9 protein-coding genes are annotated in these 10,910 nt (G+C 72.5%); 7 read left to right on the top strand and 2 right to left on the bottom strand.

Annotated elements, in window-relative coordinates:
- Together ABZ646_RS29590 and ABZ646_RS29585 are read right to left on the bottom strand one after the other, a co-directional pair.
- On the bottom strand, positions 1–2,865 hold a 2,865-nt coding region (locus ABZ646_RS29590), incomplete at its 3' end, for a pyruvate carboxylase (protein WP_360525328.1).
- Between the two features lie 202 nt (positions 2,866–3,067).
- Complete coding sequence (locus ABZ646_RS29585; RefSeq protein ID WP_360525325.1) at positions 3,068–3,889, bottom strand: hypothetical protein; 822 nt, start codon at positions 3,887–3,889, stop codon at positions 3,068–3,070.
- 229 nt (positions 3,890–4,118) lie between these two features.
- Here ABZ646_RS29585 and bla point away from each other — a divergent pair, with 229 nt between their 5' ends.
- The 7 genes from bla (at position 4,119) to ABZ646_RS29550 (ending at position 10,751) form a co-directional block, all read left to right on the top strand.
- The gene (gene bla, locus ABZ646_RS29580) at positions 4,119–4,994 is read left to right on the top strand and encodes a class A beta-lactamase (RefSeq protein WP_360525322.1); all 876 of its coding nucleotides are present in this window, start codon (positions 4,119–4,121) and stop codon (positions 4,992–4,994) included.
- 179 nt (positions 4,995–5,173) lie between these two features.
- On the top strand, positions 5,174–6,871 hold the full coding sequence (locus tag ABZ646_RS29575) for an ATP-binding protein (RefSeq protein ID WP_360525319.1): 1,698 nt from the start codon (positions 5,174–5,176) through the stop codon (positions 6,869–6,871).
- Positions 6,868–7,275 (top strand): roadblock/LC7 domain-containing protein, encoded by a 408-nt coding sequence (locus tag ABZ646_RS29570; RefSeq protein ID WP_046732217.1) that lies wholly within the window; start codon positions 6,868–6,870, stop codon positions 7,273–7,275. Before ABZ646_RS29575 ends, ABZ646_RS29570 begins: the two co-directional genes overlap by 4 nt.
- Positions 7,272–7,619, top strand: coding sequence for a DUF742 domain-containing protein (locus ABZ646_RS29565; RefSeq protein ID WP_360525316.1), 348 nt, complete (start codon positions 7,272–7,274; stop codon positions 7,617–7,619). The genes ABZ646_RS29570 and ABZ646_RS29565 overlap by 4 nt, the downstream gene beginning before the upstream one ends.
- A 13-nt stretch (positions 7,620–7,632) precedes the next feature.
- On the top strand, positions 7,633–8,226 hold the full coding sequence (locus ABZ646_RS29560) for an ATP/GTP-binding protein (RefSeq protein ID WP_360525331.1): 594 nt from the start codon (positions 7,633–7,635) through the stop codon (positions 8,224–8,226).
- Positions 8,223–9,431 (top strand): cytochrome P450, encoded by a 1,209-nt coding sequence (locus ABZ646_RS29555; protein ID WP_360525313.1) that lies wholly within the window; start codon positions 8,223–8,225, stop codon positions 9,429–9,431. The genes ABZ646_RS29560 and ABZ646_RS29555 overlap by 4 nt, the downstream gene beginning before the upstream one ends.
- 93 nt (positions 9,432–9,524) lie before the next feature.
- Positions 9,525–10,751: a cytochrome P450 gene (locus ABZ646_RS29550; protein WP_360525310.1), complete on the top strand. Its 1,227-nt coding sequence runs from the start codon at positions 9,525–9,527 to the stop codon at positions 10,749–10,751.
- Positions 10,752–10,910 lie beyond the last annotated feature (159 nt).

The following is a 10,910-nucleotide window of genomic DNA, read 5'->3' as shown; positions in this document are numbered from 1 at the left end:
GAGGGTCGTGCGGGGCTCCTTGGCGAGGCCCTCGCGGTCCTCGGTGGACAGCTCGGGTACCGGCTTGGCGGCGGCGCGGCCCTTCAGGGCCTTGGTGCGGAACGGCTCCGGCCAGCCGCCGGGCGGGGTGCCCAGCTCGCCGCGCAGGAAGCCGATCACCGAGTCGGGGATGTCGAACCTGTCGGGGGTCGCCTCGAAGTCCTCGGGCTTCACCCCGGCGCCGACCAGGTGCAGGGCGAGGTCGCCGACCACCTTGGAGGACGGGGTGACCTTGACCAGGCGGCCGAGGATGCGGTCGGCGGCCTCGTACATCGCCTCGATGTCCTCGAAGCGGTCGCCGAGGCCGAGGGCCACGGCCTGGGTGCGCAGGTTGGAGAGCTGGCCGCCGGGGATCTCGTGGTGGTAGACGCGGCCGGTCGGTGCGGCGAGGCCCGCCTCGAAGGGCGCGTAGACCTTGCGGACGCTCTCCCAGTACGGCTCCAGGTCCTCGATGGCCCGCAGGTCGAGCCCGGTGGGACGCTCCGAGTAGTCGGTGGCGGCCACGATCGCCGACAGGGAGGGCTGGGAGGTCGTACCGGCCATGGAGGCCACCGCGCCGTCCACCGCGTCCGCGCCCGCCTGGATCGCGGCGAGGTAGGTGGCCAGCTGGCCGCCCGCGGTGTCGTGGGTGTGCAGGTGGACCGGGAGGTCGAACTCGCGGCGCAACGCCGAGACCAGCGTGGCGGCTGCGGGGGCGCGCAGCAGGCCCGCCATGTCCTTGACGGCGAGGACGTGGGCGCCCGCGTCCACGATCTGCTCGGCCAGCCGCAGGTAGTAGTCGAGGGTGTAGAGGCGCTCGCCGGGATTGGACAGGTCCGAGGTGTAGCAGAGGGCGACCTCGGCGATCGCGGTGCCCGTCTCCCGTACCGCCTCGATGGCGGGGCGCATCTGGCCGACGTCGTTGAGGGCGTCGAAGATGCGGAAGATGTCGATGCCGGTGGCGGCGGCCTCCTGCACGAAGGCGTCCGTGACCTCCGTCGGGTACGGGGTGTAACCGACGGTGTTGCGGCCGCGCAGCAGCATCTGGAGGCAGATGTTGGGTACCGCCTCGCGCAGGGCCGCGAGCCGCTCCCAGGGGTCCTCGGCGAGGAAGCGCAGGGCCACGTCGTAGGTGGCGCCGCCCCAGCACTCCAGGGAGAGCAGTTCGGGCAGGGTGCGGGCGACGACCGGGGCGACGGCGAGCAGGTCCTTGGTGCGCACCCGGGTGGCGAGCAGGGACTGGTGGGCGTCGCGGAAGGTGGTGTCGGTGATGCCGATGGTGGACGACTCGCGCAGCCGGCGGGCGAAGCCCTCGGGACCGAGTTCGACCAGGCGCTGACGGGAGCCGGCCGACGGCTCGCCGGCCGGCAGCGGGGGCAGCTTGCTGGTCGACTCGGCCAGGTGGGGGCGGTCGCCGTGCGGCTTGTTGACGGTGACGTCGGCCAGGTAGGTGAGCAGCTTGGTGCCGCGGTCGGCGGAGGTGCGGGCGGTCAGCAGGTGCGGGCGCTGCTCGATGAACGACGTGGTGATGCGGCCGGCCTGGAAGTCGGGGTCGTCGAGCACGGCCTGGAGGAACGGGATGTTGGTGGCCACGCCGCGGATGCGGAACTCGGCGACGGCGCGCCGGGCGCGGCCGATGGCGGCCTTGAAGTCCCGGCCCCGGCAGGTGAGCTTGACCAGCATCGAGTCGAAGTGGGCGCTGATCTCGGTGCCGGCATGGGTGGTGCCGCCGTCCAGCCGGATGCCGGAGCCGCCCGGGGACCGGTACGCGCTGATGCGGCCGGTGTCGGGGCGGAAGCCGTTGGCGGGGTCCTCGGTGGTGATACGGCACTGCAGGGCCGCTCCGTGCAGCTTCACGGTCTCCTGGGAGAGCCCGAGGTCGGCCAGGGTCTCACCGGAGGCGATGCGCATCTGGGCCTGGACCAGGTCGACATCGGTGACCTCCTCGGTGACCGTGTGCTCGACCTGGATGCGGGGGTTCATCTCGATGAAGACGTGGTTGCCCTCGCGGTCGAGGAGGAACTCGACGGTGCCGGCGTTGCGGTAGCCGATCTCGCGGGCGAAGCGGACCGCGTCGGCGCAGATGCGGTCACGCAGCGCGGGGTCGAGGTTGGGGGCGGGGGCCAGTTCGATGACCTTCTGGTGGCGGCGCTGGAGCGAGCAGTCGCGCTCGAAGAGGTGGATGACGTTGCCCTCGCCGTCGGCGAGGATCTGCACCTCGATGTGGCGGGGGTCGACGACGGCCTTCTCCAGGAAGACCGTCGGGTCTCCGAACGCGGAGGCCGCCTCCCGGGACGCCTGCTCGATGGACTCGCGCAGCGCGGCCGGGTCCTCGACCCGGCGCATGCCGCGGCCGCCGCCGCCCGCGACGGCCTTCACGAACACCGGGAAGCCGATCTCGTCGGCGGCCCGGACCAGTTCGTCGATGTCGTTGGAGGGCTGGGAGGAGCCGAGCACCGGTACCCCGGCGGCGCGGGCGGCGGCGACCGCGCGGGCCTTGTTGCCGGTGAGCTCCAGCGTCTGGGCGCTCGGCCCGACGAACGTGATGCCCGCCTGCTCGCAGGCGCGGGCGAGTTCCGGGTTCTCGGAGAGGAACCCGTAGCCCGGGTAGACGGCGTCTGCCCCGGCCTGCCGGGCGGCGGCCACGATCTCCTCGACGGAGAGGTAGGCGCGCACCGGATGCCCCGGTTCCCCGATCTCGTAGGCCTCGTCGGCCTTCAGCCGGTGCAGCGAGTTGCGGTCCTCGTAGGGGAACACGGCGACCGTGCGCGCACCCAGCTCGTAGCCCGCGCGGAACGCGCGGATGGCGATCTCTCCACGGTTGGCGACCAGCACCTTGCGGAACATGCCTGGATCCCTTCAGCCTGCCGGCGACAAACACCATGGTGTCAGCCGCGCCCTGCCGTGACCTGCCGTAGCTCGCCGCAACCTTAGGGGTTGCCCGCAGGAGCCGAAGTGCGAAAACCATCACATTGACGTCGGTGAACGGTTCGGCCGGTCGGCCGCGTGACTTATGGGATTTCGGGGAAGGCGGAGGGGTCGGCGCGTTTCAGAGGAGCCGGAAGGACGGCACGGGGTGGCGCTGGGGGTCGGGGCGGTGGACAGGAGGGCCCGGCCGGCGCACCGGCGGGTCGGAGCGGGGCGGCGGCGGAGGGGTGACGAGGCGCGCGACGAGACGGGCCGGGACGGGCAGCCGGCGGCCGTGCAGCAGGCCGAGGACGATCGCCGAGGCCACCGCGATCAGGTGCTCACGGCCGGCGAGGTTGGGGACGGCGACGGACTCCCACACCATCGAGCCGCCGGTCAGTGTGAAGACGACGGGTGCCCGGCGGATCACCGACAGGTAGGTGAACAGACCGACCACCGCGGCGGACGGCCCGGTGTCGAGGATCCGGCCGGCTTCCGGGGGCAGCCCGAACCCCCACCAGCCGGGGCCCAGCGCGACCGTCACCCGGGCGGTCATGGTGCCGGCCAGGGTGGTGAGGTACGCGACGGCGAGGGTCCGGCCGCGGCCGAGCGCGAGTTCGGCGAGGGCGAAGGCGAGGAAGAGCTGGGTGATGCCCGCCCAGACCGGCAGGTCGAGCGCCGGGACGTAGAGCGAGACGGGGGTGCGCAGCAGGGCGAGCCACAGGGGCAGGTCGGCGGTGACACCACCGAGGTGCCACACCAGCCTTCTGCCGACGGGGTGCTGGGCGATGCCGTGGAAGAAGACGACACCGAACGCGGCCACGAAGGCGAGCACGATCCCGGACAGCCCGCTGCGCACGAGCTGCCGTATCGGGTCCACCACGATGACGTGCCATTCGCCGCGCAGCGTGCGCCGCGCGAACCGGGCCGCGCCCGCGGCCACCTGGCTCCAGTCGTCCCTCATGAAGGCATCGCCCCCCTCGACACCGGCCCCGCTGCCGGCCTGCGCACACGAAGAGGTTCTCCGTGTGCCGGCCGTGCCACGCGTCATCGTATAGACGTTTGGGTCATTTGCGACGATGCGGGAGCTACTGCTGGTCGCATTCCGACGTCGCGTTTGTCACTGGTCCGCGGCGGAACCCCGGTAGTCGCCCTCGCGTCCCCCTCCCCGATGTCCCGGTGAAGGAGCCGTCATGCTGAATCCGTCGCGCCGTCTCGTCCTGACCGCCGCCCTGGGTACCGCGCTGCCGGTCGGCGAAACCCCGCGGACGGCGGACCGGTTGCGCGCGCTGGAGCGGGAACACCGGGCCCGGCTCGGGGTGTTCGCCCTGGACACCGGTGCCGGGGCCAGGATCCGGTACCGCGGCGGCGAACTCTTCCCGATGTGCTCGGTGTTCAAGACGCTCGCGGTCGCGGCGGTGCTGCGCGACCTCGGCGAGGACGTGCTCGCCGAGGTCGTGCACTACGACGAGGACGATGTCCGGAAATCCGGTGGGGCACCGGTCACCGGACGGCCCGAGAACCTCGCCTGTGGCATGACGGTCGCACAGTTGTGCTCCGCGGCGGTCTCGTACAGCGACAACACCGCGGCGAACCTGTTGCTGGAGCGACTGGGCGGGCCGGTGGCGGTGACGCGGCTGGCGCGTTCGCTCGGGGACCGGGTGACGCGGCTTGACCGGTGGGAGCCCGAGCTGAACTCGGCCGAGCCGGGGCGGATCACGGACACCACCACTCCCGAGGCGATCGGCACGACCTACGCGCGGCTGGTCCTCGGGGGCGCCCTGGACGGCGGCGACCGGCGCCGGCTCACCGGCTGGCTGCTCGCCAACACCACCGGCGGCGAGCGGATCCGCGCCGGGCTCCCCGAGGACTGGACGGTCGGCGACAAGACCGGCACCGGCGCCCACGGCACCGCCAACGACGTCGCCGTCGCGTGGCCGCCCGGCCGGGCACCCGTCGTGGTGGCCGTCCTGTCCACGCACGCCGACGCCGCGGCCGAGGCCGACTCCGCGCTGGTGAGGAGGGCCGCCGCGGTCGTCGCGGACGCTTTCAACCACGGTGGCGCCTAGGATCGCTCACAGGAGGAGCGCAGCAAGTCACCTCCCTGTCACTACTCTCAGGTAATGCGGCCGGAACCGTTCTGTTTCGATCACGGACTCTCGTATAGTGACGCGCAGTTCAGCACCGAGTGTCACAACTCCTTTACCGGATCAACATCCCTACCTGCTCCGAGGACCAGACCGGACTGATGACCGCGCCCACGCCTCCCGGCGACCGACCGTCCCTCCGCACGCTTGCTCCGACCCTCGCACTGACGGCCGTCGTATCGGCTCTCGCGGTCGTCGCCGCGGTGACCGCCGCCCCGGCCTCGGTGCGTACGCCCCTCGCCCTCGGGGCGAGCGCGGCCGCGCTGCTGCTCTGCGCGGCGGTGACCTGGGCCGTCCACGCGGCCCGGACCGCGCGCGCCGCCCGGCGCCGGCTGGAGACGGTGAGCCAGGACATCGGAAGGCTGCTCCAGCAGCAGGCCCGCACGACCGAGGAGGCACGCCAGGAGCAGCAGCGCCTCATCGACGAACTGGCCCAGCAGCGAAGTGAGTTCGCGGACTCCTTCGAGCAGGAGCGGGCCCGCCTCCAGGAGGACACCGGTCAGGAGCTGGACTGGTACCGGCAGGAGCACGCCCGGCTCACCGCCGCGCTGGAGCAGGCGTCCCGGGAGCGGGCCGCCGCGATCGCCGCCGCCGGCAACGCGGCGGGCCGGATGCAGGCCCTGGCCACCGCCACCCTCGCCGACCTGCGGGGCATGGAGGAGCGGCACACCGACGAGGACGTGCTGGCGGACCTGCTGCACCTCGACCACCGCACGGCACAGGCGGGTCGGCTCGCCGACTCCATCGCGGTACTGACCGGGGCGCGTTCCGGCCGCCGCTGGGCGCGTCCGATCGGCATGGAGTCCATCCTGCGCGGGGCCATGGGCCGGATCAGCGGCTACCGCCGGGTGCGGGTGCACTCGGTGAGTGAGGCGGCCGTCGCCGGTCACGCCGCCGAGGGGGTCATGCACGCGCTGGCCGAACTCCTCGACAACGCGGCCAACTTCTCGCCCCCGACGGCCGAGGTCCATGTGTACGTGGAGGAGGTGCCGGCCGGGGTCATCGTGTCCGTGGAGGACAGCGGGCTCGTGATGGGCGACGTGCAACTGCGCCGCGCCCAACGGGCGGTCTCCGGCGACACCACGGAGCTGGGCGGGCTCACCGGCACCCGGCTCGGTCTCGCGGTGGTGGGGCGGCTGGCCGGCAAGCACGGCCTGAAGGTGTCGTTCCGGCCGTCGGCTCGCGGTGGCACCGGGGTGCTGATGCTGGTCCCGCAGGAGTTGCTGACCAGCCCGGTCGGTGACGAGCCGGCGCTCCCGCAGACGGGGCAGGCGCCCGCGCCCGAGACCGCCCCGCCGGACCCCGTCCCCGTGCACGAATCCCCCGCGGACGCCGAGCCCGACGAGCCCGACGAGGACGCGGCAGGGCCCACCGGGCTGCCCAGGCGGCGCCGCGGCCGGACCCTCGCCGAGGCCGAGCGCAGGTCGGCGCCCCAGCCGGAGGAGCCGCGCCCCGCCCCCGCCGCCGAGGACGCCCGGGTCCGCGCCGCCCGCTTCAGCAGCTTCCGGCAGGCCGTCCGCCCACCCACACCCGAACCCCCCACCGACCACAGCCCGACCTCACCCCCGGACTCCCCCGCCGACTCCGGCCCACACGCCGACTCCGGCCACCGCGCCGGCTCCGACTCCCCCGCTCGTTCCGGAGTCGGTTTCGGCGAAGGTTTCGGTGGGGACGGCGAGGCGTCAGCCCGGTACGCCCCCACCTCCGCGCACGACCCGGTCCCCGCGCCCCACCCGGAGTCCGACCCCGAGCACATCTCCCACCCGCACGCGTACCCGGAAGGCGACCCCACTTCATGACCGGCAGGACCACCGCCGACGACAAGCTCACCTGGCTCATCGAGGGCCTCCTGGAGCGCACCCCCGGCGCGCGGCACGCCCTGGTGCTCTCCCGCGACGGGCTGAAGCTCTGCCGTACGCCGGAACTCTCCGTCGACCAGGCCGACCAGCTCGCGGCGATCGCCGCCGGCATCCAGTCGCTGTCGCACGGGGCGTCCGTCGAGTTCGGCGACGGCAGCGGCGGCGTGCGGTCGGCGATGACCGAGTTCTACGGGGGCGTGCTGTTCATCGTGGAGGCCGGCGAGGGCGCCCACCTGGCCGTGGTGACCAGCGAGGACGCCGAACCGGGGCTGGTCGGGCACAACATGAGCGAACTGGTCGAGCAGCTCGGCGAACACCTGACCGCGCAGCCCCGCACCGCATGAACCGGCCCGGCAGGGACGACGCGCCCGACCGTCTCTACACCGTCACCGGCGGTCGCAGCGGCGTCGGCCCCGACAACCCCTTCGACCTGGTCACGCTGGTCGTGGCCGAGTCCGAGCCGGCCACCGGCATGCAGTCGGAGCACACGGCGATCCTGCGGCTGGCCGAGTTCCCGGTCTCCGTGGTCGAGATCGCCGCGGAGCTGGGGCTGCCGGTGAGCATCACCAAGATCCTGCTGGGCGACCTGCTGGCGGCCGGCCGGGTCAGTGCCCGCCACCCGTACCGGCCGGCCATCACCGATCCCGACATCCTGGAGCAGGTGCTCGTTGGACTCCGCAACCTCTGACGCGCGCACCCCGTTGGGTGCCTCCGCCGACAACGGTTTCAAGATCGTGGTCGTGGGCGGCTTCGGCGTCGGCAAGACCACCCTGGTCCGCTCGGTCAGCGAGATCCGTCCCCTCAACACCGAGGAGACGATGACCCAGGCCGGCGAGGGGGTCGACGACATCCGCGAGGTCCGCGGCAAGTCCGCCACCACCGTCGCCTTCGACTTCGGCCGGATCACGCTGGACGCCCGCAACGTGCTGTACCTGTTCGGGGCGCCGGGCCAGGAGCGGTTCTGGTTCCTGTGGGACCGGCTGTTCTCCGGCACCCTCGGCGCGGTCGTGCTCGTCGACACCCGGCGGATCGACGACTCCTGGTATGCCATCGACCGCCTGGAGAAGCACGGCACCCCGTTCATCGTGGCCTGCAACGACTTCGGCGGCGCCGTACACCCGCCCGAGGACGTCCGGCACGCCCTCGACCTGGATCCGCACGTCCCGCTGCTGACCTGCGACGCCCGCTCCCGGGAGTCCGGCAAGCAGGTGCTGATCACGCTCGTCCAGCACGTCAAGAACCGGTACGCCGGCCCGTCCGCACCGGCGGACCTGCCTCGACAGGAGTTCGTGTGACCCCCGAAGCCGTGCCGCTCGGCGGCCCCCGGTTCCAGACCGAACCGGCGCGTCTGTACCGGGAGATGCGGCGCGACCACGGCGCCGTGACCCCGGTCGTGCTGGACGGGGACGTACCCGCCTGGCTGGTGCTCGGCTACCGCGAGCTGCACCAGGTGACCGGGGACCCGGTGCTGTTCAGCCGGGACTCGGAGCTGTGGAACCAGTGGGACCTGATCCCCGACGACTGGCCGCTGCTGCCGATGATCGGCCGCAAGCAGCCGTCGATCCTCTACACGGTCGGCGAGCGGCACCGCGAGCGCGCCGGGATGATCAGCGACGCGCTGGAGGCCGTCGACCCGTTCGTCCTGCGCGGGCACGCCGAGCGATTCGCGGACGAGCTGATCGACGGGCTGTGCACCGGCGGCGAGGCCGACCTGATCGGCCAGTACGCGATGCTGCTGCCGGTGCGGGTGCTGGCGCGGCTGTACGGCTTCTCCGACGAGGAGGGCCCCGGTCTGGTCACCGCGCTCAACGACATGATCGACGGCCGTGACCGGGCGATCGCCGGACAGCAGCACCTGGCCTCGTCGATGGCGCGGTTGCTGGCCGACCGGAAGGCGGACCCGGCCGACGACGTGGTGTCGCGGATGCTCCAGGACAAGAGCGGGTTCACCGACGAAGAGATCATGCAGGACCTGATGGTCATGATGGCGGCCGGACACCAGCCGACCGCCGACTGGATCGGCAACTCGCTGCATCTGATGCTCACCGACGACCGGTTCGCCGCCTCCCTGTTCGGTGGCCGCAACAGTGTCGCCGAGGCGATGAACGAGGTGCTGTGGGAGGACACCCCCAGCCAGAACATCGCGGGCCGCTGGGCGTCCCGGGACACCCAGCTGGGCGGCCGCCGGATCCGTGCCGGCGACCTGCTGCTGCTCGGCCTGCAGGGCGCCAACTCCGATCCGCAGGTACGCACCGACGCCTCCGCGCTGACCGGTGGCAACAACGCGCACTTCTCCTTCGGGCACGGCGAGCACCGCTGCCCGTTCCCCGCCCAGGAGGTCGCCGAGGTGGTCGCCAGGACCGGGATCGAGGTCGTCCTCGACCGGCTCCCGGACATCGACCTGGCGGTCCCGGCCGACTCCCTGACCCGGCGGCCCTCGCCGTGGCTGCGCGGGCTGACCGCGCTGCCCGTCCGGTTCACCCCCGTACCCGCCCTCTGATCCGCCGACCGCTCATCCGCTGATCCGCATCGAGAGACAGGCGCAGCACCGCATGGCGCAGTTACCCGACCCTGCCCTGGGAGGCACGTCACGATGACGACCGGTACCGAACACGCCCGGATCGCCCTCGACCCCTTCGTCACCGACCTGGACGGCGAGAGCGCGCGGCTGCGCGCCGCCGGCCCGCTCGCCGCCGTCGAACTGCCCGGCGGGGTGCCGGTCTGGGCCGTCACCCGCCATGCCGAGGCGAAGGCGCTGCTGACCGACCCCCGTCTGGTCAAGGACATCAACGTGTGGGGAGCCTGGCAGCGCGGGGAGATTGCGCCGGACTGGCCGCTGATCGGCCTCGCCAACCCCGGGCGTTCGATGCTGACCGTGGACGGCGCCGACCACCGCCGGATGCGCGCGCTGGTCGCGCAGGCGCTCACCCCGCGCCGGGTGGAGCAGATGCGGGAGCGGATCCAGAAGCTCACCCAGGACCTCCTCGACGCCCTCCCCGCGGACGCGGAGCGCGTCGACCTCAAGGCGGCCTTCGCCTACCCGCTGCCCATGTACGTCATCGCCGACCTGATGGGCATCGACGAGGCGGAACTGCCCCGCCTGAAGGTGTTGTTCGAGAAGTTCTTCTCCACCCAGACCCCGCCCGCGGAGGTCGTCGCGACCCTCACCGAGCTGGCCGGGATCATGGCGGCGACCGTGGCCGCCAAACGGGCCGAACCCGGCGACGACCTGACCAGCGCGCTGATCCTGGCCTCCGCGGACGGCGACCACCTCACCGACGAGGAGATCGTCTCGACCCTCCAGCTGATGGTGGCGGCCGGTCACGAGACCACGATCTCCCTGATCGTGAACGCCGTCGTCAACCTCTCCACCCATCCCGACCAGCGGGCCGCCGTGCTCGCCGGGGAGGTGGACTGGCCGGCGGTGGTCGAGGAGACCCTGCGCTGGTCCACCCCGACCTCGCACGTGCTGATCCGGTTCGCCACCGAGGACGTCCAGGTCGGCGACAAGGTGCTCCCCGCGGGCGACGCGCTGATCGTGTCGTACGCCGCGATCGGCCGTGACGAGGAAGCGCACGGACCGAGCGCCGGGGAGTTCGACGTCACCCGGGAGTCGGGGAACCGGCACATCTCCTTCGGGCACGGGCCGCACGTCTGCCCGGGTGCGGCGCTGTCCCGGCTGGAGGCGGGCGTCGCGCTGCCCGCGCTCTACGACCGCTTCCCCGGCCTGGATCTCGCGGTACCCGTGTCCGAGCTGCGCAACAAGCCGGTGGTCACCCAGAACGACCTCTTTGAACTGCCGGTCCGGCTCGATCCCTGACGGGTGGCGACGGCCCGGGGCCCGGCACGCCGTGCCCCGGGCCGTTCGCGTTTGACTTCGAGTGCGCTTCAAGTCGTAGCGTCCCAAGCACAGCACCAATCAGCAGGAAAGGCTGGGAGTCACATGCGACAGCGCACTCTGCGGGATCTGCAGGTTTCC

Source organism: Streptomyces sp. NPDC007162 (genome assembly GCF_040634175.1).
Classification (GTDB): Bacteria; Actinomycetota; Actinomycetes; order Streptomycetales; family Streptomycetaceae; genus Streptomyces.
Note: the sequence above shows the minus strand (reverse complement) of the source record. Positions and strands in the feature narration are given on the sequence as shown.

Bases quoted from the DNA above. Each gene is read 5' to 3' on its own strand.
- ABZ646_RS29585 (WP_360525325.1), bottom strand. From the start codon at position 3,889: ATGAGGGACGACTGGAGCCAGGTGGCCGCGGGCGCGGCCCGGTTCGCG.
- bla (WP_360525322.1), top strand. From the start codon at position 4,119: ATGCTGAATCCGTCGCGCCGTCTCGTCCTGACCGCCGCCCTGGGTACC.
- ABZ646_RS29575 (WP_360525319.1), top strand. From the start codon at position 5,174: ATGACCGCGCCCACGCCTCCCGGCGACCGACCGTCCCTCCGCACGCTT.
- ABZ646_RS29570 (WP_046732217.1), top strand. From the start codon at position 6,868: ATGACCGGCAGGACCACCGCCGACGACAAGCTCACCTGGCTCATCGAG.
- ABZ646_RS29565 (WP_360525316.1), top strand. From the start codon at position 7,272: ATGAACCGGCCCGGCAGGGACGACGCGCCCGACCGTCTCTACACCGTC.
- ABZ646_RS29550 (WP_360525310.1), top strand. From the start codon at position 9,525: ATGACGACCGGTACCGAACACGCCCGGATCGCCCTCGACCCCTTCGTC.